We start from the raw sequence: 24,274 nt of genomic DNA on the forward strand, positions 1-24,274 counted from the left end.
TCATGAATTGGGAAGTTGTCATCGGCCTGGAAATCCACGCCCAACTATCGACTCAGTCAAAACTATTCTCTGGTGCAGCAACAAGCTTTGGCGCTGAACCAAATACCAATACAACACTTGTTGATTTAGGTATGCCTGGCGCACTACCTGTTTTCAATAAAGAAGCGCTTCGCATGGCCGTGATGTTTGGCCAAGCAGTGAACGCTGAAATTGGCATGACATCGGTTTTTGCACGTAAGAACTACTTCTACCCTGACCTTCCAAAAGGCTACCAAACCAGCCAGATGGATCACCCTATAGTGGGCAAAGGTCACCTAGATATCACGCTTGATGATGGCACAGTAAAACGTGTTGGCATCACCCGTGCGCACTTGGAAGAAGACGCAGGTAAATCTTTGCACGAAGATTTCCAGGGCATGACAGGGATAGACTTGAACCGCTCCAGCACACCGCTGCTTGAAATCGTTTCTGAACCAGACATGCGTTCTGCAAAAGAAGCCGTTGCTTACGTTAAGATGATTCACTCAATCGTCACGTATCTTGGCATCTGTGATGGCAACATGGCCGAAGGCTCGATGCGTTGTGACATCAACATCTCTCTACGCCCTAAAGGCCAAGAAGAATTTGGTACTCGCACAGAAATCAAGAACGTAAACTCGTTCCGCTTCATTGAGCGTGCAATCTACACGGAAATCGAGCGTCAAGCTGACATTCTTGAAGATGGCGGCAAGATTACCCAAGAAACACGCCTATACGATCCTGACAAAGACGAGACACGCAGCATGCGTAGCAAGGAAGATGCGAACGACTACCGTTACTTCCCTTGTCCAGATCTATTGCCTGTAGAGTTGACGCAGGAATACGTGGACGAGATCGCAGCGAATCTTCCAGAGCTACCTGTTCAGAAGGCTGAGCGCTTCATGTCTGAGTACAAACTGAGCGAATACGACGCAGGCGTTCTATCAGCAACACGCGCTATGGCTGATTACTTTGAAGAAGTAGCAAAAGTTGCCGGCAATGCTAAACTGGCTGCAAACTGGGTAATGGGTGAACTAAGTAAGTACCTAAACACTGAAGGTAAAGAAATCACTGAGTCTGCTGTAACTGCAGAGCAGCTTGGTGGCTTATTGGTTCGCATTGAAGACAATACCATTAACGGTAAAACTGCTAAGAACGTTCTTCAGTCCATGTGGGAAGGTGAAGGCTCAGCTGACGAAATCATCGAAGCCAAAGGTCTGAAGCAAGTAACTGATACTGGCGCCATCGAAAGCATGATTCAAGGTGTACTGGATGCCAATGCCGCTCAAGTTGAGCAATTCCGTGCGTCAGATGAAGACAAGCAGAAGAAAATGATTGGTTTCTTCATGGGCCAAGTCATGAAAGCCTCACAAGGAAAGGCCAACCCAGGTATGGTTACACCTATACTGAACAAGCTGCTAAAAGGTTAAGCTTAAAACTCCAAAACAAAAAGCCCGCTCAAAATGAGCGGGCTTTTTTTACATCACTGACAACGACATCAACGACTAAGCCACTTCACTATTGAGGGGCTCAATTCGATTGCGCCCAGCACCTTTCGCCCGATACAGATATGCATCAGCAGCCTCTAAAGTATGATCTAGTGTGTCACATGCATCGACACAGACCCCAACACTGCAGGTAACAGCCATTCGCTTCTCCGTAAACAAAGTCGTTCGAACCTCATTCATAAAGTTTAATACATCGCAGTGGAGGCTGATCTTATTTTTTGTTGAAATAACAACAAACTCTTCACCCCCATATCGACCGACTAAATCATCCCCAAAATGGTTCTTAAAAATGCTCGAAAACTGAACAAGCAATTGATCACCAATCAAATGACCGTACGTGTCATTAACCTGTTTAAACTCATCAATATCGAAAATACACACTTCAAATCCGTCGTAACTATCACGCGTATTGAACAGAATATTGCCCTTATCAAAAAGGTAGCGTCGATTAAACAATCCAGTTAAAGGGTCTAGGTTGGCCTGCTGCTTAATCGTTTCGAGCATTTCGACAGACTCAAGACTACTAAATACTCGCCAATAGAATTCTTCGTGATAAAAAGGCTTCTTCAAAAAGTCATTTGCACCACTTTTTATAAATTTGGCAGAAAGCAGACCATCACCTTCCGTAGAAACACCAATAAAGACCAAACTCTGATATTCAGACTTTTGACGCAGAGTTTTTACCAGCGTACAGCCGTCCATATTTGGCATATGATGATCGGATATGACTAACTTTATATCCGGATTGGACTCAAGAACACCTAGGGCCTCTAAGCCATCCTCAGCCCTTAGCACTTGAAAGTGTGCTTTTTGCAAGAGGTTTGTCACAATGTTTAGACACATTCGACTATCGTCGACAGCCAACACCTTAGTGTTTAGGTTTTTGCGTAATCGATCTAATAGCTTCTCAACTTGCCCGTAAGCATATCGATTATCTTTGGTAATGTAGTCAAGCACCCCTTTATTGAGCAACTGACTTCTTAGATCCTCATCAAAATTCCCCGTTAGAACCAATACGGGAATATTATGACCAAGCACCTCAGGCACCACTTCACCGTTAGGGGCATCCGGTAGATTAAGATCCACAACCGCCGCTAAAAAGCTCACGCCTTGATTCAGTGCTTCTTTTGCTGCTGCCAGATCCTTACACATCACACAGCGAAAATAAGGATTAGCACCAATCAATTTCGCGAGGATTTTTCTAACAACAGCGGTATCTTCAACCACTAATATGTTATACATTCTGCTACCCTTAAGATTACTCCTATTGAATGTAACAGCGAATGACCAATTTAACGTTGGTGACTTAGTAGTAAATAGTGAACATTTGTAAAAAACTCTAATGAATTGTCGACCTTACTGTGGAGCATGTTGTATTGCCCCTTCTATCACTAGCCCAATACCTGGCATGCCTAATGGCAAACCTGCCGGCGTGCCCTGCATTCAATTAGACAAGAATTATCATTGTAAAATTTTCGGGCAACCAGATCGTCCTGCTGTTTGCGCTCAGTTTGAAGCCGTTGAATATGTATGCGGCGAACATCGAAGCGAAGCAATAAGCACTCTGAATGACATGGAGGCGGCCACGCTTCCCAACATTATATTTAAGGACAAAGTATGACGTCTTCATTTCAAACTTTTAGCGCAGCGCTGTTAGTATGCGCCCTACTAAGTGGCTGCTCCTCTAATAGCACTCAAAGTAGTCAATATGGTGACTTCGTCATAACACCACCTAGCGATTCGCAAATTGAGCATAGTGTTAAGCAACAAGTTGCTTGGATGCTAGAAGCGTTTACCCCTATTGCAGGACAAGCATTACCAAACCAAAGTGTTTTAGACGCTTATGCTTTTCGAGACTACAACCCTATTTGGATTGAGAAAAAGCAGCTTAATATGTCTCTATACAAGTTGGTTGATATATTAGAATCTGCGAGCAGTCATGGGTTAAACCCGATTCACTACCATCTTGAAACGCTAAAAGAATATCTTGCCTTAAAAACACCAACGTCACAGCAATTAGCGGAATTAGATGTTATCGCAACTATTGCTTTAGCAAGTTTTGCCCATGACCTGTCTAATGGACGCTATGAACCACAACTCATCGACCCAAATTGGCGACTCGATGCCCCTAATAAAGATTGGCAGAATCTGCTTTTCCTCGACAGCCCCGCTGCCATGGTAAATTATTTGCCTACACTTTCGCCTAGACAACCAGCTTATCAAGTTCTACAGAATTGGTTAGAGTTCTATCAAGAAACTGCACAGAAGGAAGGGGATGTTTTTGTGCAGCCAGGCGCTCCTCTACGCGTTGGCGATGAAGGAAACCGAGTCGCTCAATTAAGAGCTCGACTCGTACAGCTTGGCGATATTCGCTTCAGCACACGCAAAGTCAATGAAGATTTCTTTGATTCATCACTTCGAGACGCCCTAATGAGGTTTCAAAAGAGACATCATTTAGATTCTGATGGCGCTGCTGGACCACAAACTATCCAAGCCCTAAACGTATCATTACGACAAAGGGCTAAACAAATTGCATACAATTTAGAGCGCTGGCGTTGGCTTCCATCTCAACTCGAAGATAATAGAATTTGGGTAGATCTGACAGACTATCAAGCCCACATCTACCTAAATGGCCAGATGGAAAGCATGAAAGTAATCATCGGAAAGCCAGACAGAAGAACCAATGTATTTTATGGCAATATGACCTATATGGTGACAAACCCAACTTGGCGCGTCCCGATGCGGATTGCCAGAGAAAACTTACTACCAAAGCTTCAACAAAACCCAAACTATTTAACGGAGCATGGCTATAAAGTCTTCTCTAGTTGGAGCATTGGAGCAAAACAACTGAACCCCAGCACGATTGCTTGGAATGATATTGAACCTGAATCAATGCGCTATCGCTTTGAGCAAGTAGCCGATGAAGATAATGCGCTAGGCGCTTATAAATTCATGTTCCCAAATAAATTTGATATTTACTTACATGACACACCGGCAAAACATTTGTTCAATAAAACTTATCGAGCATACAGTTCTGGCTGCATTCGACTTGAACATCCCGAAGCACTTGCAGATATGTTGGTTGCTGGTGATAAAACACGCATGAAGCAACTACAAGATGCTAGAAACTCTAAACAAACAGCTGTCATTTCCTTAAAAGACCCTATTCCGGTGTACTTGGTATATTTTACTGTGGTTCCCAACACAAATGGCATGCTTGAGTTCCGTGATGACATTTATCAACGAGACGAATTGATGGAAGAAGCCATGGGCTACTCCCCTTTTTCACTCTAGATTCACCTTTATGCTCTGATCTACTAAAGAAGGGGCGAAACGCCCCTTTACTTAATCATGATACAAACTGTAATTTCTTCTCGGTCATGAAATAGATGCTTGTACTGCATTTCATATCGAAGTCCATGCTGTTTAAGCTGACTAGCAATAAGCTCCAAGCACTGAACAACTTCTTGATAGCGTTTTTTCATAGGCAGTTTCAAATTAAAAATGGTACGTTGCGTCCAGCCTTCGCATAACCATTTTGCCATTAACTCTGCCACGAGTATCGGTCGTTCAACCATGTCACATACCATCCAATCAACTTTCACAGGCGGTTCAAATTTGAAGCCATCTTCCGTCATATGAGAGACTAAACCTGTTGCCATCAGCTCTTTTTGCATAGGACCATTATCTACCGCGTAAGTATGTATACCCCGCACAACAAACTGATAGGTCCAGCCACCTGGGCACGCCCCCAAATCAACAGCATGCATACCATCATGCAAGTCTCGCTCAAGGCGGTTAGTTGGTACGAACTGAAGTAATGCCTCTTCTAGCTTCAAGGTTGAACGACTCGGTCCTTTCGCAGGAAATCTCAATCGACGAATCCCCATTAGATAGTCCGAACGACACGTATCAAAGCTAACACCTAAATAAGCTTGATTACCTTCCATAAAAAACACGTGATGACGGATACCTACCGCTTTTTTACGTAGTAAGCCAGCCTTCTTCCATGCCCCAAGCAATGGCTTCTGAATTTTCTTAATCAGTCCCGCCAATGCTTTCGCCTCGTTGGTATCAGCCGTTTCAAGCCAAATATCTTCCGCTAGAGGTAAATCTCGAGCCGCCTCAAGCAGTGCTTGAACTCGCCCGCCTTGCTCAAAATCAATCACATCATTTATAGCAATAATTTGTCGTGCAAAAATCAAATGATTGAAAGATAGCGATTGGATGATGGTTTCAGCCGCGTCATTTTGATCAGTATTAAAAACAATGTAACCGGCACTTTCTTTCGGTACGCCATAACCATAAATACCGCATTCTGCAGCTTTATCGGTGATTTCAGCCAAGGCATCTTTTTCAAACCCTGGACGGCAGTAAATCAAAATATTTTTCATAGTATTCAGGCGTCTAGTTTTGGTAATTTAAATTTGGGCCATATCAAAGGTGCAATTAAATACAACTCATCGTAACGATTTCGGACAATGTCCGTAAAAGCAGCACCTTCTTCCGGCCAATCAGAAAAATAGTAGGTCTCCCCAAGCCACTCAAAGCTTAGAGAAAATGCATGAAGATAGCCTCTATCAGAAGCTTCTGCTGAGTAACGCGTATCACCTAAGATGGGCGCACCAATGCTTTTTAAGGCCACACGGATCTGGTGTGTCTTCCCTGTCAATGGACGAATCCAAAAGAAACGCAACCCATTTTCAGCAAAGCTAAAAAACTGAGTTACTGCAAAGTTATCAGGTGTGGACGTCAACTTCCATTGACCTCGCCTACTAGGAGCCATCCCCCCCGCAACAGTACCTTGCTTCTTCTTAGGTTTCACATTGGATACCGCAATATAGCGCTTCTCGATAGTATGCGTCGCAAACAGCTTGCCAAATTGCCTTGCAGCCTCTTTAGACGTAGCAAAAAGCAGTAAGCCAGAGGTCATTTTATCCAGTCGATGAACCGGATATAGCGGGATATTAGGAAACGATTGCTGTAATCGCTGCACAAAGCCACCACCACTCTCAGAATGGAAGCTCTCCCCAGCAGGTTTACTCACCACCCAAAAATCACTGTGTTGATAGATGATTTCAATCGTCATTAAGAATTACCTAGCCCCATCAAAATCAAGCATTACCCTATTTCGACCTGCATCTTTAGCCATATATAAAGCCTTATCAGCTCTAGCAAGAATTTGTTCGTAACGTACTGTATCGTCCTGGATCTCAGCCACGCCTACGCTCGTTGTCACATGTATTCTCTCATCCGTATCTCTGAGAAAAATCGTCATATCACTTATCTGAATTCGGACACTTTCCATCAACGACTTCGCCTCTTCTGCACGAGTATTTGGCAGAATGAATACAAACTCTTCCCCACCATAACGTCCAACCCAATCATGACGTCGTATATTGTTGCTCATTATTTCAGCGCACCTCTGTAAGACTTGGTCTCCAATGTCATGACCATATTGATCATTAATACGCTTAAAGTGATCGAGATCTAAAATCGCAAAACTACATCGTTGATTTGTCATAATGGCATCTGCAAAGACATTAACTGCCTCAGCAAGCACTTTTCGACGGTTATATACCTTTGTTAAATCATCCACTTCTGCCAGATATCGCAAATGCTCGTTAAGCTTACGCAGTTTTGTCACCACAACTCCAGCAATTAACACAATCATGCTTGCAGAAGCGACAAAGGTAGCCAACGCAATTAACAAACGTCCATCAATGGAGACATACTCCGTCGTCTTCGGAGCAAAAAGTTGTATGAAAGCAAAAGCCAATAATGAAAAGAAACAAACAAGAAGCTGTGCTTTTCCCCTATCAACTCGAAAGCCTGTTACGGAATACGCGGATAGAACAATTAACAACCAGGAGAAATGACTGTCTGTTCCATAAAACTTGAAGCTACAGACAGTAACGTAGGTAGAACAGGCAAATGGAAAAAGCAATCGAGCGCTTCCTGCATAACCTTTTATTGATAAAAAGTATCCTGTTGTAGAGACTGCCGCGCCGAGAAAGTGAACTGAAGATTCAATCAGCCAACCATATGATAGAAACACTAGACCAGATATTACCCCAACTACAGAAGAGAGTAGATACGTAATGTTAACGACCTGTTTCCTATTTAAGTCCACATCAACAGCATTGATAGAACTCAGTAAAGCAAGCTTCTTTATATAATGCTTCAAGAAATGCAATGTTTGCTCTTTGAAAAAAGGGGTCATCTGGAAGAACGACAATTCTGCAAATTGACGCTTAAGAAAGACAATATTTTACACCACCAAGCGAGCATAACCTATGCCTAATTCTGGACCGATCGGTCAATGTTGGCACCAATTTAGCGCAAGCCTGACCAAATAAACAAGATTATTATTTATATGAGGCAAATAATAAGTCGTTAAAAAGCTGACCATGCAGACAAACAAGTCAAAATTGCGTATTCTTCGCGACCTATTTACGTCATTCGTCGATTTCATAAATATTGGCATAATTATTGATAAAGACTTTATCAGGCCAATCACCTAGCGTCAGAGTTGAACCTACAGAAACTACAAAAACGTTGTCGCATAGTTTGTGAAAAATAAAATGGCAAAAGCTACTCAGGCTTTCTAGATAGAAAGATTTTTATCCAAACATATAGAGTATTTACGGTGTCGGAAACATTGAAAAAGCAGAACTCAAAACCACGGTTAGAGTTACTGAATATCACTAAACAGTACCCCGGATGCCTTGCCAATGACCAAATATGCATGACCCTGATGCCAGGTGAGATTCATGCCTTACTTGGTGAGAATGGTGCCGGCAAAAGCACATTGGTGAAAACGATCTACGGGGTCGTATCTCCAGATTCGGGTCAAATCCTTTGGGATGGCCATGAAGTTGATATCAAATCGCCATCTAAAGCACGTGACTTAGGAATAGGCATGGTGTTTCAGCATTTTTCGTTGTTTGAAACATTAACTGTCGCGCAAAATATCGAGCTGTGTTTAAGCCCCGCTCAGTTAGTAGCTATCGGCAACCTAGCCGAGCGTATTACAAAACTGTCTCAAGATTACGGATTGAATGTTGACCCTAATCGATATGTGCACTCACTTTCCATTGGCGAGCGCCAACGAGTAGAGATAATGCGCTGTCTTGTGCAGTCTGTGAAACTTCTTATCTTAGACGAACCAACGTCTGTTTTAACACCGCAAGAAGTTGCTGGTTTGTTCGATGTCTTAAGACAGCTGTCAGACGAGGGCTGTAGTATTTTATTCATCTCCCACAAGCTGCATGAAGTCACAGAGATTTGCCATAATGCAACTATTCTTCGTGGTGGTAAGTTCGTAGGCGACTGTCAACCAGCCCAAGAAACGCCAGCAACGATTGCCAAAATGATGGTAGGTGATTTAGCTGAGCAAGATGCAGGGTATGAAAAAGCATACGGTGAAGACGTTATTTTTTCTGCTCACTCCCTTAATTTAGCGGCCAAACACCCATTTGGTACATCTCTTAAGAATATTAACTTCGAACTACTAAAAGGCGAAATTCTTGGGATAGCGGGCGTTGCTGGTAACGGCCAAGAAGAATTAATGTCGATTATCAGTGGTGAGGATAACCGATCTTTAAAGGGAGTGTTTACTTTAGATGATCAAGACCTTGGCACACTGTCCGCAGGAGCAAGAAGGCGAAACGGTTTAGCGTACGTTCCCGAAGAGCGTTTAGGTCGTGGTGCGGTGCCCGAAATGAGTTTATCTGAAAACACTCTACTGACTCATAGCCGGGGATTTGTTAAATCTGGTTTAGTAAACTGGAAAGCCGTTAAAAGCTACGCTAAACAACTTATTTCTCAGTATAACGTAAAATGCCATGGTGAATTTTCAGAAGCTAAAAGCTTAAGTGGCGGTAATCTGCAAAAATTCATTATGGGCCGTGAGATTGGTCAAAACCCGAAGGTTTTAATTTGCGCCCACCCTACTTGGGGAGTCGATGTAGGCGCGGCTCTGGCCATTCACCAAGCGCTTCTTGCTTTACGCGACCAAGGAGCGGCCATCCTACTGATTTCTGAAGACATTGATGAATTGTTCCTACTGGCAGATCGTATGGCTGCCGTATGTGATGGACACCTCTCACCTGTCGTTAGAACAGAGAAAACATCTATTGATCAAATTGGTCAATGGATGGCAGGTACATTTATTAATGCCAACGATTCCGCGGAGGCGACAGCATGATTCGTGTTCAAGCTCGTACCGAGCCTAGCACTCTGATGACATTCGCCTCACCACTTTTGGCGATTATGCTCACATTAATCTTCGGTTCTATTCTATTTTCAGCCTTAGATAAGGATCCCATTCAAGCTTTACATGTGTTGCTCGTTCTTCCGCTTTCTGATGCGTACAACATCAGTGAGATGCTGGTAAAAATGGGGCCTTTACTGCTTTGTGCTGTGGGTCTTTCACTGTGTTACCGCGCTAATATGTGGAACATCGGTGCCGAAGGTCAATTACTGGCTGGTGCACTGGGTGGCAGCGCCGTCGCTCTGATGTTTGTCGACTCCGAGTCGTTCATGGCCATGCCATTGACCTTACTCGGGGGAATCTTATCAGGGATGGCTTGGGCTGCGATTCCAACGTATTTGAAAGTAAAGTTTAATTCAAACTTGATCCTTACCACGATCATGTTGAACTACATTGCTTTGTATCTTTTGATCTGGGCAGTACACGGCCCCTTACGTGATCCAGATGGCTTTGGCTTCCCTGAGTCAGCACTCTTTTCAGACGCTACTTTATTGCCAGTGTTATCTGACAGTGGCCGAGTCCACTTAGGTGTTGTACTAGCTGTTCTATTAGCCCTTTTTGCTTGGTTCATCCTCAGCAAAACTCACCTAGGCTTTAAAATAAGAGTCTACGGGGCTGATGAGCCTGCAGCAACTTACGCTGGTTACAATGCCAAAGGTATTAGTTGGTTTGTTATGTTATTTGCTGGTGCATTAGCTGGCCTCGCAGGTGTTTCTGAGGTAGCAGGTCCGATCGGGCAACTCACGCCAAACATCTCTCCTGGGTATGGCTACTCTGCAATTATCGTTGCTTACTTAGGTCGACTTCATCCAGCTGGAGCCATCATTGCTTCAGTCTTTCTTGCTATTTTGTACATGGGTGGGGATTTGGCACAGATTGAAATGGGTATCCCTATCGCTGTTGTAGGCATGTTCCAAGGGGTTCTTCTATTTTTCCTATTAGCGTGTGACTTTTTCATTCGTTACCGGGTTGTATCATCACGTGAAAACATGGCCTAGGAGTAAAGCGTGGACATTGATTTAATTACACAAGTATTGTTTGCGGCCATCAAGACTGGTACGCCGTTGCTGTTCATTGCACTAGGCGAAGCAATCTGCGAAAAAACAGGCGTACTTAACCTTGGCCAAGAAGGCATGATGCTGATGGGCGCTGTGGTTGGCTTTATGGCGGCTTATGGCACAGGAAATGCTGGTTTCGGCTTACTCGGTGCCATGCTGATCGGTATGGTCATGAGTCTAATTTTCGGCTTTTTAGTATTACACCTAGGTGCTAACCAAGTTGCCACAGGGTTGGCTTTAACTATCTTTGGAACGGGATTGAGTGCATTCATAGGTTCGAGCGTTGTCGGTCAAACTATTGCAGGATTCCAGCCAGTGTACATTCCCGTTTTATCGGATCTACCTGTTGTGGGTAAAGTTCTGTTCAGTCATGATCTGCTTGTATACTTAGCGATTGTATTGGCGGTAGTCATTGCATGGGTGGCGAACAAAACTCGCGTGGGTTTAACCATCAAAGCGGTCGGTGAAAATCCCCATGCAGCCAATGCCATAGGCATCAAAGTACTGCGTGTACGCTATCTTGCGGTAATGTTTGGCGGTGCGATGGCAGGTCTAGGTGGCGCTTATATGTCGCTTGTTTACACACCTATGTGGGTAGAGAATATGACTGCTGGACGTGGCTGGATTGCTTTGGCGTTAGTGGTGTTTGCATCATGGCGCATTGGAAACATTGTGTTAGGAGCTTACTTGTTTGGTCTTGCCAGTATCATGCATTTAGTACTCCAAGGCATGGGGTGGTCTATCTCGCCAAACTTATTGGCTATGCTACCTTACGTTGCGACCATTGTAGTAATGGTGATTATTAGCGCAGATAAATTCAAAGAGAAGCTGTTAGCACCGCGTTCTCTTGGTAAGCCGTTCGATCCACGCCAAATGGCATAATAGATTTTGGTAAACGTTTTTTGTAAATCGCCCTCGGGCACAAAAGGAGCAAATAATGAAACTTAAAAGCTTACTTGTAGGTCTTGGCCTGCTAGCGGGTGTTGGTGCAGCGCAAGCTGCGGACGACCCATTCAAAGTAGGATTTGTCTATGTAGGTCCAGTGGGCGACCTAGGTTGGAGCTATGAGCACGACCGTGGACGTCAAGAGCTTGAGAAATACTTTGGCGACAAGATTGAAACGACTTACGTTGAAAACGTACCAGAAGGGGCTGATGCTGAGCGTGTTATCACGCAATTGGCGAAATCTGGCAATGACCTAATTTTCTCTACGTCATTTGGCTTCATGAACCCAACACTAAAAGTGGCTAAACGCTTTCCAAAAGTAACGTTTGAACACGCAACTGGCTACAAGCGTTCTAAGAACATGGGAACTTATGTTCTTAGAACCTACGAAGGACGTTACGTTTCAGGCGTGGCTGCTGGCATGCTTACTGAGACCAATACGATCGGTTACATTGGCTCATTCCCAATCCCTGAAGTTATCCGTGACATTAACTCTTCATTCATGGCGGCTAAAAGTGTTAACCCTGACGTTACCATGAAAATTGTATGGGTAAACTCTTGGTATGATCCAGGTAAAGAGACCGATGCAGCAAACGCTCTAATGGATCAAGGTGTGGATGTGTTGCTACAGCATACCGATAGCCCTGCACCACTGATCGCAGCTGAAAAACGTGGTAAGCGTGCTATTGGTCAAGCGTCTGACCAAAGCAGCTTCGCGCCAACAGCACACGTATTCTCAGTACGTGATGATTGGGCTCCTTACTACATCAAAGTGACTCAAGCGGTTATGGATGGAACTTATGAGCCATCTGACTTTTGGGGCGGCTTCCATGAAGATATGTTAAGCCTTGCATCCATTAATGATAATTTACCTGCTGATGTTCGCGCGAAAATCGATGAGACTTACGCGAAAATCAAATCTGGCGAGTTCCATCCTTTCACTGGTCCAATTAAGGATAACAAAGGAAACATTGTTGTTGCGGAAGGCCACACCCTAACAGATACTGAGCTTGCGCAAGTGAACTGGTATGTTGAAGGCATCACTGACGAGATTCCTCGTTAAGCTAAGATGCTTCTATCATTAAAAATGGGCGATCTATTGATCGCCCATTTTTTTGGTCAGGTACTTTTTATAACCTGTGTTATCATCGATCAAAACTATACTTAGAGCAGCACTATGACGATGAGCAATACAGATTTTTTCAGAGAAACTAGCCAGTCACGTTATGATTTATTTGTTAAGCACCTCAGCAAGGGCGGCGTTTGCTTCACTCTTGCTGACGAAGAAGGCTGTTTAAATCTTACAGTTGGCAATGAGCGCGTATTACCCATTTGGCCTACTGCTGAATTAGCTAACGAATGGGCCTCTGCAGAGCATCAAGAATTCAGCGCCCTTGAAATCAGTAACGAGGCTTTTGTAGAAACTTGGCTACCAGGGATGCAGAATGACAACATCAGCGTAGGTGTAGCACCGAATATGGCTGGCGAAGGAATTGTCGTTCAGGCAATGGAACTAAAACAAGAGATTCAAAGCTAAAAAGGAACACCCATGACCTCTAAACTAATGCGAATTTTAACCATATGCTTAGTGAGTAGTGCTTTAGTGGCTTGTAGCACCTCACCAACTGGCCGAAAGCAATTAGTACTGATGCCTGATAGCCAGCTCAATGAAATGGGAGTGGCCTCCTTTACGGAAATGAAGTCCAATACGCCAGCCTCTGACAGCACGAAAGCCACACAAAATGTGCAATGTGTTGCAGACCGAATCATTGCTGTGTTACCTGATGAATATCGAAACCAAGCATGGGAAGTCGTACTTTTCAATGATGATCAGGTAAACGCATTCGCTTTACCGGGCTATAAAATAGGGGTATACACGGGATTACTTAATGTGGCAGAAAACCAATCGCAATTAGCTGCGGTGATCGGTCATGAAGTAGGACATGTTCTAGCTCGACATGGTAATGAGCGAGTTTCTACTCAATTAGCGACCAGTCAAGCCCTGGCAATCGGCTATCAATTATCAGGCGAAGACTCTGCGACGAAGACCGCCATTTTTCAAGGTCTGGGCATTGGCGCTCAAGTAGGCATCATTCTTCCTTTTAGCCGTATTCACGAGTCTGAAGCAGATAAAATCGGCTTAGAGCTCATGGCTAAAGCGGGATTTAACCCTGAAGAGAGTGTAACTCTTTGGCAAAACATGGCTAAAAATGGCTCCAGCACAACGCCAGAGTTTTTATCCACTCACCCCTCTCATGAGACACGTATGCGAGATTTGAATGCCGCAATGTCAGCACCAAAGCAAGTCTATGCATCATTGAAAAGTTCTAACAAAGTAGCCAGCTGCTATTAGATTCATACTCTCTATAAAAACAAAAAGCTCTTAGGCCTTCCACAGCCTAAGAGCTTTTTTGTATTAGTCTAATGCCTTATTGAATTAGTGCTTAAGGTTTTTTTACCCAAGCCTGACACCAGCCATTTGCCTCCACTGCATGACCTGCAAACAATGGACAAGCTCCTGTCGAAGCATTGAAAAAATTACAATTTGAGCAGTTACTACCTGCTTTAAAAGCAGCATGCGAAGCAGCAGTTGAAGCATCTGGAGTATATGCTAATGCTTTCGCGTTCGGAGCGTTAACATCCAACATAGGTAACGCTGCAAACGCTTGCTGAGTTAGCGCACCCATACCGAAAGGCAGAGCAGCCAAACCGAATAAACCTTTCTTAACAAACTTTCGACGACCTTGATCAATCATTATAATCTCCTGCTTTCATGCCCAAGACTTAGGGCTGTAATAGTTCTACAACGAGAGATTATAGGTGGAATCATTCTCACAGACTGACTCACATCATAGATTAATCATCCATACATTCTAAACTCATCAAACTCTTCCACTCTGTTACGCCCTTTTTCTTTTGCTGCGTAAAGGGCTTGGTCTGCACGTTTAAGAAGAGTTTGGTAATCTTGGCAACCAAGTGCATTAGCGTAGCCAATGCTGACCGTTAAATTAAATTTGTTTTCCAGTTGGGGGCATTCCAACTGAGCGATGCCATTCAACAATGTCTGGCAAATCTCCCTAGCCTCTTCTTGAGTGCCATGTATCAAAACCGTAAACTCCTCTCCTCCCCAACGTGCCACTTGATTTGGTTCACCAATGGATTCATTTAAGTAGTCAGCGACTAGTTTGATCACCTCATCACCAACTAGATGTGAAAAGCGATCATTCACCTGTTTAAAATGGTCAATGTCAATGATGGCAAGATTCAATTTACTCAAAGAGGGGTACGCTAAAATAAAATCTCCACGTACTTTCTCATCAAATGCCCTTCTATTTGATAATGCCGTTAGTGGATCCTCTCTTGATTGATGTTCATAAAGCTCAGACTGTTCTCTAAGCTCTTGAGTTTTGAGATCAATTTGCTCAGCAAGATAAATCTGGCGACGCTTCAACGCATTGACACGCCAGATAATCATACTAGAAATTAGAACTATGATTAGTAGCAAGACGATGACTTGCACCTCTAATCTTTGCCACCAGAAAGGCAATATCTCAAAATGATAGGTTACGTTTGAGTCATTCCACGCCCCATATGGATAACGAGCACTGACACGGAATTCATATTTGCCAGGGGGTAAATTTGTGTACTCAGCTATGGTTTGATTGCCTTGATAATTCCACTCTTCCTCGAATCCAGTAAGCTTCGTTTGATACTGGATTCGTTGGGACATTATGTAACTAAGCCCGGCAAATTTAATTCTTAAACGATTAATACCTGGACCAAGTTCAGGAGTTTCATCAGGATTCACTAATTTCCCATCAGCATCAATTTGCTCAAGTACAACGGGCAATCGATATTGATACAACTGTTTTAGCGAAGTCGGCTTAATAATTGACAGCCCTTTTGCTGTTGCAAAAGCCATGTACCCACCTTTAGTGCTTGCCGCGGCTGGCGTAGAGCCTCCATTGACTTGGTCACTGCCCATGCCATCAGCTTCACCGAAGTGCTCAAAGTCTATTGTCTGTAAATTTCCTGACGCTACACGGTGAGCTTCGACGTAGCCAACTTTCCAAATCCCTCTATTACTGGTAAGCCAAAAACTCCCCAAATGGTCATAAACTACTTGGAAAATTTTATCGATCGGCAAACCTGCTGGTTTACCAACACCATCTATACGCTTCTTTAAAACATCGTACCTAAGAAGACCTCGATCCGTCGCCATCCACACAAAGCCAGGTTCAATATAGAAGCCAAATACATATTGGGCGCCTTCGTAGACTGAAATATCAACTACCTCGATGTTATTCAATCGATCATACAGCGCAACGCCTTCAGCCGTACCAAACCAAATACGGCCACGCTGATCCTCGCTGATCGCAATAACATAGTCGTCAGGCAAATTAGAATTTGCTTGATTGATCAGCTTAGTTTTGCCATCACGTGTGACTAAAACAACGCCATTGACTGTTCCCACCCACAAACGACCAACAGAATCTTCTAGAATGGCTCTCACCTCATTAGAAGGTAATCCCGACTCTACAGAGAGACGAGGTGTTAAACCACCATTTTGCCATTCATATAACCCTGATCTTTGAGTACCTACGTATATTTTGCCTGAGGTGCTAGGAGCCAAACTAAGCACTGATTGTTGTGATAAAAAAGAGGCGGAAGAAGGCTTTGCGACCCCTCCATCAACAATACTCAACCCCTCACTGGTGCCAACTAAAAACCGGCCACCAGATATTGGGAGCACCGTCCTAGTAAATTCTCCTAATAACCCATCAAACTTATTGACGGACATAAATGGTGCTGAGCGTAGGCGCAATACACCACCATTAGTCCCCACCCAGATACTCCCTTCAGCATCTTGGAACCAAGATAAAACTCGATTATTAGGTAAGCCGTTATCTGTATTAATAAAATCCAGTTGTTTTAAACTTAATCGGGCAATGCCTTTATCAATAGTTCCGAACCAGATTCGCCCCTCATCATCCTCTTCAATCAGTGTAATTACTTCATTGGATAGCTCGTTGCGGTAACGTTTAACTTCAACACCATCATAGCGCCAAGCACCTAGAACGCTGGCAATAAGTAAATTGCCTGCATGGTCAAATGAAATGTAATTTGCTCGAGTATCGGAAGGAAGACCTGGTAATGATATATGTTCAGAAGAGTTGCCCGATAGCTTATAAACACCTTGCTTCGTTGCAGCAAAAACTGACCCTTTCTCAAACTGCGCCAATCGGTATGTAGCTATATTTAAAACCTTTTTCTCAGGACCATATTCGTTATCAGACAAAAAAGGTCTAAAGAATACACCCTCGCCCTCAACAGCAATCCATAGGTTACGTTGATGATCTACAAACACATGATTGACTAAACCTTGAGCAAGAGTTTGAGGAAACCAGCTAAAACTTTGCCTAACAGTTACCCCACCTCGAGCCCCCCCAACCCATAAACGATTGTTTTCGGAAGCGGTAAGCGTACGAACACCTGCATCAACAATACCTTTTTGCTCATCACGACTAAATAAAGTGAAAGATAAGCCATTGTAGCGAGCAACACCCTCCCAGGTTGCAAACCATAAATAGCCGTCATCGGTTTGGGTTATCGCATTGACGCTGTTATGAGGTAGCCCCTGGTGCGATGTCCACACCTCCATGAAGTAGTCGTTGACTTTAGTAAAGGCGTATAAATGACTCATTGTTAAAAAAGAGCTTATACATATCAACCACTTACAAATATTTCTTCTCACATGGTATTGCATGTTCAATCCTAGAAAACACCATTTTTTTGTTTGAGTCGTTTGTATCATTAAAAGTAGGCTAAGTATTCAATAAGGACAATTTCGCGTACCAGCCATACAAAAGCAAGAAATGTAGGCTTTATAAACTGTATTCAGTTTTGATATAGTCATCTAAAATAATAATTGGAGCAAGTTGTGGACATTCAAATTCCTAACTTACGTCACTTACGAGTATTCCTTGCTGTATGTGAACTTAAAAGCATCACACGCGCATCCGAACGTATTTACCTGTCCCAACCTGCTATCACACAGGCTATTGCAAAATTAGAGAAACAGCTTGAAACGCATTTATTTGAAAGGCATTCAGACGGTATGTATCCTACCGAATCTGGATTACTTTGGCACAAGCGGGTAACACGAGCATTAGACTATCTTCGCGGATCAACTTTAGAACTATTAAAAGAACCTGCTATAAAGGACTCACTTTCCTCGAATGTACTTGCCCAAATTAGCACCACCCAGCTGAAAGCTTTAGTGGCAGTATGTGATGTGCAAAATTTCAGTATTGCCAGTCGTAATATCGGTGTTTCACAATCGTCTGTGCACCGCGCAGCCCGTGATCTAGAAAAGCTGTTAGGCATTACACTCTTCGAAAAAACAAACACAGGAATTAACGCCACGGATGCCGCCAAAACGCTGACCAAAGCAGCCAAACTAGCTTTTAGTGAGCTTCGCCAAGGCATTTATGAAATCCACGCTTTGCAATTTAAAGATGTTTCAACCATTTCACTTGGAAGCATGCCGTTAGCACGAACAACTATTCTGCCAAAGTCAATTCTCCGATTCGGCGATCAACACCCGGATGTTAATGTAAATGTAATCGAGGGTCCCTACCCAGATTTACTGCACCATTTACGTCATGGTGACATTGATATAGTTCTTGGAGCACTGCGCTACCCTGCACCTGCAGACGATGTTATTCAGGAAGAGTTATGGAACCCGCCTTTGTCTATCGTTTGTCGTGCAGGCCACCCACTGCTTGATTTAGACTCTGTTACAGCTCATGACTTAGCGAGTTATGCTTGGGTAGTTCCTGCATCAGGCACTCCCACTCGAACCGCTTTTAAAACACTTTTCCAACAGGCCAACTGCGACCAACCTACTCGAATTGTTGAGTCCAGTTCACAAATTCTTATCCGTGAACTGCTGTTAGGCAGCGATCGATTAACATTGATTTCTAGGCATCAAATGGAGCGCGAGTTAGATTTAGGGTTACTCAAAATCTTATCCTATCCGCTGGAACATACAAGACGTCCAATCGGACTCTGTGTTCGTAAAAACTGGCTCCCAACCATTACACAGTCTCACTTTTTGAGTGTCTTAAGGGAAATATGCGACCAATTCAGATAGCCCCCTTTAAGACATATGCTATCTTTTTTTTCAATATTATTATTGGTTTACGAATTACATCATTTTAGCCACCAATGTTAGATTGGTTCTATGATTATAGAGGTCGTAGAACCTTATCAAATAATAAGACAACGGTTAGGAGATATTTAATGAGAATTTGTATTGCAGGTGCATCTGGCGCATTCGGTATGAAACATATGGACGCCATTGCAGCCATTGAAGGTTCTGAAGTTGTTTCAGTCGTGGGAACAAAACCTGATGCTATTAAAGCATTTGCTGAGGAGCGTGGTGTCCCACACTACACGACAGACCTAGCTGAGGCACTAGCTCGTGACGACGTTGATGCTGTTATTTTGGCAACGCCTACACAAATGCACGCAGCACAAACAATTCAGTGCTTGGAAGCAGGCAAACACGTGATGTCTGAAATCCCAATGGCAGACAACATTGAAGACGCACGCAAAGTTGTTGAAGTTCAAAAACGCACTGGCCTAGTAGCAATGGCTGGTCACACTCGCCGCTTCAACCCTTCTCACCAATGGATCCACAACAAGATCGAAGCGGGCGAGCTAAAAGTTCAACAAATGGATGTACAAACGTACTTCTTCCGTCGCTCAAACAAAAATGCTCTGGGACAAGCACGCTCTTGGACAGATCACTTACTATGGCACCATGCTTGTCACACTGTTGACCTATTCCAATACCAAACGGGTGAAGTCGCTTCTAAAGTACAGGCTCTTCAAGGCCCAATCCACGAAGAGCTTGGCATTGCCATGGACATGAGCATTGGCATGAAAGTACCAAACGGTGCAATCTGTACACTGTCTCTATCTTTTAACAATGACGGTCCATTCGGTACGTTCTTCCGTTACATTTGTGACAACGGCACTTACCTTGCTCGCTACGATGATCTATACGACGGCAATGATAATAAGATCGATCTTTCTGGCGTAGCAGTATCTAACAATGGTATCGAGCTGCAAGATCGAGAGTTTATTGCTGCGATTGAAGAAGGCCGTGCACCCAATTCATGTGTTACTCAAGCAATCGATGCAATGGAAACATTGCACAAGCTAGAGCTGTGCCTAGAAGACTAAGCACTTAAACAGTTGTAAAAAGCAGGGCCAAAGGCCCTGCTTTTTTCATTTATAACGACCATAAACGAGGCAAGGAATATGTCTAATAAACATCCAAATTTACTGACGCCTAGTATCGGCCTAGGCTGCATGAATCTATCTCACGCCTATGGAACGCCCGTTGCTGAAGACGAAGCAGTAAAAGCCCTTCATAAAGCCTTTGATATGGGCTACCGCCACTTTGATACAGCAACCCTATACGGTGGCGGTAAGAATGAATTATTAGTCGGCAAGGCTCTTAAACACCTTCGTAATGAATTCTTTCTAGCTAGCAAATGCGGTATGGCGATTGTTGACGGCAAAAAAGAAGTGAATGCTCGCCCAGAGAACCTTCGCCAACAATGTGAAAATAGCCTAAAGCGTTTGGGAGTCGAGCACATCGACCTATATTACTTACACCGCAAAGATCCAAACGTTGCAGTTGAAGAAAGTGTTGGGGCGCTGAATGACCTAGTTAAAGAAGGTAAAATAGGTGCTATTGGTTTGTCCGAAGTCTCTGCCGAGACGCTTCGAAAAGCACATGCCGAAGCACCGATCACAGCACTACAATCAGAGTACTCACTTTGGACACGCAACCCTGAGATCGCCACATTAGAAGCCACCAAGGAACTAGGAGTAACGTTCGTTGCATTTAGTCCTCTTGCTCGTGGCTATCTGACTGGCGCGGTAAAAAGCGCAGAGGAGCTTGAGCAAGGCGATATTCGCCTAAACATGCCACGCTTCAATAACGAACATTATCCTACCAACTTAGCGCTGTTGAATGATTTCATTGGCATGGCAAATCAAATTGGCTGTACTCCTGCCCAGCTAGCTCTTGCATGGGTCCTTCATCAAGGAGAACATATTGTTGCTATTCCGGGGACCCGCTTTGTAGACCATATGCGTGACAATTTCGGATCATCGAGCATCAAGCTTTCCGAAAGCCAGCTAAGTAATCTAAACAACATGATTAACCAAAATAATGTGAGTGGCACACGCTACAACGCCGCGCAGCAAAAAGAGATTGATACAGAAGAGTTTTAAGCTGATGCTCCATCAGCGAAACATAAGGAGAGCCAAAAGCTCTCCTTTTTTACAACACAAAAAAAAGCCCTTCTGACTGAAGCGCTCTTTTTGAAACAACCTTTTTAACAACCTAGAAACTACGCTTTCTCTTGTTCTGCTTGCGCAGCCAAACGAACAAATGCGTTCGCTTCACCATAATTGTCATAGCTACCTACACGCTGCACCACCTCGAAGAAAACACCATGCATTTGCTCAGTATAGAAATGGAAAAACTCGCCTTCATCATTACGGTCAAACAGGATGTTGTAAGCCTTAAGTTTTGCGATCAACTCCTCCGATAGATCAAAGCGAGCTTCAATATCTCGGTAATAATTGTTTGGAATGGTCAGGACTTTTTCTAGATCCATATTTTTCGCTGCGGTGAAAATATCATCACAAGCAAAGGCGATTTGCTGTACACCTGAACCACGAGTTTGCGTTAAGAAACGCTCAGCTGATGCAGAACGAGCATTGGTCATATTGATTGGAATACGGATGCTCTTATCCTTATTGGTCGCCGTACGGCTCACCACAAGACCATGAATATCAGGCAAATCTTGGCTTGGCTGAATATCAAAACCAAATAATGACTTGTAAAAGAAACCGGTCGACAGGAAGTCAACGTTGGCAACTGTTTGGCCAATATGATCAATTCGCTTTAAACCAACACCTTGCTCACCTTGGACACCGTCTATTGGCTTGAAATCGACATCAAAGAATCGATATCCAGCATCACGATTGACAAAATACACCAAACTGTCACCCACACCTCGAATCGCGGGAATATTTAATTCTCCAGGGCCTGCTTGATGTTCAAAACGCTCAGCCTTGTAATGCTCAGCAACCGCCAAAGTATGCTTAACACTGTCTGTCGCAAAACCTAACGCACACACAGACACACCATGTTTTTGGAAGTATTCATGAGCCTGACTTTTTGGCTCTTTATTAAGAATTAAATTCACATCACCTTGACGCATCAGTGTGACATTTTTGGAGCGATGCTGATGAGTTTCGGCAAAACCTAACTGAGCCAACGTTTTCACCAGCTCATCACCTGAATCCCCCTCCACCGCAAACTCAACAAACTCCACTTCACGAATCGAAGCTGACTCTTCAATGTTATCAATGGCGATATCGTGCTTAGGCGTCGTTTGATCATCTAACCAAATTAGTGAGCGCATACCGTCTATTGCTTTGGCAACAGGGTCAGATGAACGAAATTCATCGTTAAAAATCTCATGGGACAAGTAATCATCAAAGCCCTTGTCTTTTAACACCTGCACAAATTCCACAACAGGCATATCACCCTGTCCTGGGAAGCAACGAGAGTGGCGACTGTAAGTCAGGTAATCAGTACGAGGCATCACAGGCGCATCAGCTACTTGGACGAGCGCAATCTTATCAATAGTGATTTCGTTACGCAGGCAATCTAGTGTGTTGCCACGGGAGAACATATGGAAAGTATCTAGGTTAATGCCTAAATTTGGATGATCTGCGCGTTTTACAAGATCCCATGCATCTTCATAGTCAGCAATGTGTTTTCCCCAAGCAAGGGCTTCATAACCTAAGATTAACTCTTCGCTCGCAGCGATTTCTGCCAAATGACGCAAATCGGCTGCACACAGCTCTCGGTCTGCGGATGCATACGGCTGCACGTTACAACACATAAGCAGACGGTTTGTGCCCAGTTCATGAGCCACTTGCATCTTACGCTTAAGCATTTCCACACGCTTTTTTTGAATGTCTCGAGGATTACCTTCCATATCTCGGAATGGCTGAAGAGCAATGATTTCCAAACCCAGATCTTTGGCCATTTTCCCCACTTCAATTGGCGAACCTGAAAACTGAGTCAAATCATTTTCAAAAATCTCAACGCCCTGAAAACCAGCTTTGGACGCTGCCTCCATCTTTTCCCGCAAAGTACCAGAAATAGATACAGTCGCTAGTGCAGTTTTCATTATACCCCCTTTTTATATATTGTTTTTAATATATAAAGATAGTCAAAAAGTTCTGCTTAAAACTAAGCTTTATAAACCTAATATTAGCCCAGCGTTTAAAGCTGAATCGAATGAAATTCAAAACTTATATATAGTCTAAAAAGGAATACATGGAATAAAAAAACGCAGCCTAAGCTGCGCTAAAAGTCACCACAAAAGTATTAGATTAAATCACTAACAACGTCATACTTTTCACGGAACTGATTCCAAACAGGCGTCACATCGTCAACCTGAACACCTGTGAAAATTTCAAACGCATCCAACGCTTGATAAAAGAATAAGTCAAACCCAGATACAATGGTAAGTCCAGCAGCGCTTGCTGCTTTTAGAAACTCGGTATCCAGTGGAGTGTATACCGCATCAAAAGCCCACTTCTGAGCACCAAATGCCGACGCCGCCAAAGGGTTTCCTGGGGTTTTATAATGACCAACAGGTGTGCAGTTCACTAGACCATCAACGTTCTTCGCAACATCCGCCATTTCATCAGCGCTAATCACTGTTGCTTTATAACCGGCATCATTTAGAGACTGCGCCAACGCCTCAGCTCCTGCCACGTTCAAATCAGAAATAAAGAGCTCTGATGCACCCACTTCAAACAAACCAAACGCCACCGCGCGACCAACACCGCCCGCTCCAATCATCAACACCTTACCTGCTGGTTGATCTGCTAAACGTGTACGGTATCCACGAATGAAGCCCGTGTAATCAGTATTAAACGCACACACTTTGGCATCTTTTAGAAGCAGCGTATTTGTTGCGCCAACTTTTTTTACAGACTCGTCTACTTCATCCGCACTGTCTACAGCAATTTGCTTGAACGGGAAAGTCACGTTCGTTCCAATGAAGCCCTTCTCACGGATCAGAGACAAACGTTCTGTAAACGCCTCAACAGCAGAGCTATCAAGCTCCTGAAGTTCATAGTTTACAGGTAGTTGCTTAAGCTCACCCAACATGTTGTGAAGTGATGGAGAACGGGAAGCAGAAATGCTTTGCCCAATAAGACCAATATATTGCATATACGTTACCTTTGAATGCGTTACATATCCCAAAAAGATATGTATTCACTGTCGCTCATCTGTACCAAATGACATGAAACAGAATTTTATAGAAGTGATGAAAGCGTACACCAAGTACGCC

Annotated in this window: 20 protein-coding genes; 12 read left to right on the forward strand and 8 right to left on the reverse strand. The window is 43.6% G+C overall.

Translation table 11 applies throughout. The features are described 5' to 3' along the window. Positions 1-2 precede the first annotated feature (2 nt). On the forward strand, positions 3-1,448 hold the full coding sequence (gene gatB, locus JHD44_RS02670) for an Asp-tRNA(Asn)/Glu-tRNA(Gln) amidotransferase subunit GatB (protein ID WP_199460824.1): 1,446 nt from the start codon (positions 3-5) through the stop codon (positions 1,446-1,448). Between the two features lie 75 nt (positions 1,449-1,523). On the opposite strand, the gene JHD44_RS02675 is transcribed toward gatB, so the two are convergent. Further along, a complete protein-coding gene (locus tag JHD44_RS02675; protein ID WP_199460826.1) occupies positions 1,524-2,768 on the reverse strand; it encodes a diguanylate cyclase in 1,245 nt (414 codons plus the stop codon). Between the two features lie 100 nt (positions 2,769-2,868). Between JHD44_RS02675 and JHD44_RS02680 the strand changes: the two genes are divergently transcribed. After that, a complete protein-coding gene (locus JHD44_RS02680) occupies positions 2,869-3,147 on the forward strand; it encodes a YkgJ family cysteine cluster protein (protein ID WP_199460828.1) in 279 nt (92 codons plus the stop codon). After that, positions 3,144-4,820 carry a L,D-transpeptidase family protein gene (locus tag JHD44_RS02685; protein ID WP_199460830.1) on the forward strand — a complete coding sequence of 559 codons (1,677 nt, stop codon included), beginning with the start codon at positions 3,144-3,146 and terminating at the stop codon, positions 4,818-4,820. Before JHD44_RS02680 ends, JHD44_RS02685 begins: the two co-directional genes overlap by 4 nt. A 47-nt stretch (positions 4,821-4,867) precedes the next feature. On the opposite strand, the gene rlmM is transcribed toward JHD44_RS02685, so the two are convergent. From rlmM to JHD44_RS02700, 3 genes are read right to left on the reverse strand one after another with little or no spacing between them, the layout of a single operon-like run. After that, positions 4,868-5,920 (reverse strand): 23S rRNA (cytidine(2498)-2'-O)-methyltransferase RlmM, encoded by a 1,053-nt coding sequence (rlmM, locus tag JHD44_RS02690; RefSeq protein ID WP_199460832.1) that lies wholly within the window; start codon positions 5,918-5,920, stop codon positions 4,868-4,870. Between the two features lie 5 nt (positions 5,921-5,925). Next, positions 5,926-6,615, reverse strand: a complete 690-nt coding sequence (locus JHD44_RS02695; protein ID WP_199460834.1) for a TIGR01621 family pseudouridine synthase — start codon at positions 6,613-6,615, stop codon at positions 5,926-5,928. Positions 6,616-6,621: 6 nt separating this feature from the next. Then, positions 6,622-7,722, reverse strand: coding sequence for a GGDEF domain-containing protein (locus JHD44_RS02700; protein WP_199460836.1), 1,101 nt, complete (start codon positions 7,720-7,722; stop codon positions 6,622-6,624). 453 nt (positions 7,723-8,175) lie between these two features. Here JHD44_RS02700 and JHD44_RS02705 point away from each other — a divergent pair, with 453 nt between their 5' ends. The 6 genes from JHD44_RS02705 (at position 8,176) to JHD44_RS02730 (ending at position 14,157) form a co-directional block, all read left to right on the forward strand. Continuing rightward, complete coding sequence (locus JHD44_RS02705) at positions 8,176-9,735, forward strand: ABC transporter ATP-binding protein (RefSeq protein ID WP_325097035.1); 1,560 nt, start codon at positions 8,176-8,178, stop codon at positions 9,733-9,735. Continuing rightward, the gene (locus JHD44_RS02710; protein ID WP_199460838.1) at positions 9,732-10,799 is read left to right on the forward strand and encodes an ABC transporter permease; all 1,068 of its coding nucleotides are present in this window, start codon (positions 9,732-9,734) and stop codon (positions 10,797-10,799) included. The genes JHD44_RS02705 and JHD44_RS02710 overlap by 4 nt, the downstream gene beginning before the upstream one ends. Before the next feature lie 9 nt (positions 10,800-10,808). After that, positions 10,809-11,741, forward strand: coding sequence for an ABC transporter permease (locus JHD44_RS02715; RefSeq protein WP_199460840.1), 933 nt, complete (start codon positions 10,809-10,811; stop codon positions 11,739-11,741). Between the two features lie 55 nt (positions 11,742-11,796). Beyond that, positions 11,797-12,867 carry a BMP family ABC transporter substrate-binding protein gene (locus JHD44_RS02720; RefSeq protein ID WP_199460842.1) on the forward strand — a complete coding sequence of 357 codons (1,071 nt, stop codon included), beginning with the start codon at positions 11,797-11,799 and terminating at the stop codon, positions 12,865-12,867. Positions 12,868-12,981: 114 nt separating this feature from the next. After that, positions 12,982-13,341: a DUF2750 domain-containing protein gene (locus tag JHD44_RS02725; RefSeq protein ID WP_233401649.1), complete on the forward strand. Its 360-nt coding sequence runs from the start codon at positions 12,982-12,984 to the stop codon at positions 13,339-13,341. Positions 13,342-13,353: 12 nt separating this feature from the next. Then, positions 13,354-14,157, forward strand: coding sequence for a M48 family metallopeptidase (locus JHD44_RS02730; RefSeq protein ID WP_199460844.1), 804 nt, complete (start codon positions 13,354-13,356; stop codon positions 14,155-14,157). Positions 14,158-14,248: 91 nt separating this feature from the next. Here the strand turns inward: JHD44_RS02730 and JHD44_RS02735 are convergent, their stop codons facing one another. Next, a complete protein-coding gene (locus tag JHD44_RS02735) occupies positions 14,249-14,560 on the reverse strand; it encodes a high-potential iron-sulfur protein (RefSeq protein WP_199460846.1) in 312 nt (103 codons plus the stop codon). Positions 14,561-14,664: 104 nt separating this feature from the next. Beyond that, positions 14,665-17,508 (reverse strand): ligand-binding sensor domain-containing diguanylate cyclase, encoded by a 2,844-nt coding sequence (locus JHD44_RS02740; RefSeq protein ID WP_199460848.1) that lies wholly within the window; start codon positions 17,506-17,508, stop codon positions 14,665-14,667. Between the two features lie 237 nt (positions 17,509-17,745). Between JHD44_RS02740 and JHD44_RS02745 the strand changes: the two genes are divergently transcribed. From JHD44_RS02745 to JHD44_RS02755, 3 genes are all read left to right on the forward strand, one after another. Continuing rightward, positions 17,746-18,960, forward strand: a complete 1,215-nt coding sequence (locus tag JHD44_RS02745; RefSeq protein ID WP_199460850.1) for a LysR family transcriptional regulator — start codon at positions 17,746-17,748, stop codon at positions 18,958-18,960. Between the two features lie 149 nt (positions 18,961-19,109). Continuing rightward, on the forward strand, positions 19,110-20,057 hold the full coding sequence (locus JHD44_RS02750) for a Gfo/Idh/MocA family oxidoreductase (protein ID WP_199460852.1): 948 nt from the start codon (positions 19,110-19,112) through the stop codon (positions 20,055-20,057). Positions 20,058-20,135: 78 nt separating this feature from the next. Next, positions 20,136-21,119 (forward strand): aldo/keto reductase, encoded by a 984-nt coding sequence (locus JHD44_RS02755; RefSeq protein WP_233401653.1) that lies wholly within the window; start codon positions 20,136-20,138, stop codon positions 21,117-21,119. 119 nt (positions 21,120-21,238) lie between these two features. Here the strand turns inward: JHD44_RS02755 and JHD44_RS02760 are convergent, their stop codons facing one another. Continuing rightward, positions 21,239-23,098 (reverse strand): bifunctional sugar phosphate isomerase/epimerase/4-hydroxyphenylpyruvate dioxygenase family protein, encoded by a 1,860-nt coding sequence (locus tag JHD44_RS02760; protein ID WP_199460854.1) that lies wholly within the window; start codon positions 23,096-23,098, stop codon positions 21,239-21,241. Positions 23,099-23,298: 200 nt separating this feature from the next. Further along, on the reverse strand, positions 23,299-24,153 hold the full coding sequence (locus tag JHD44_RS02765; RefSeq protein ID WP_199460856.1) for a shikimate dehydrogenase family protein: 855 nt from the start codon (positions 24,151-24,153) through the stop codon (positions 23,299-23,301). Positions 24,154-24,274 lie beyond the last annotated feature (121 nt).

This window comes from Marinomonas ostreistagni, assembly GCF_016461785.1.
In the GTDB taxonomy this organism is placed as follows: domain Bacteria; phylum Pseudomonadota; class Gammaproteobacteria; order Pseudomonadales; family Marinomonadaceae; genus Marinomonas; species Marinomonas ostreistagni_A.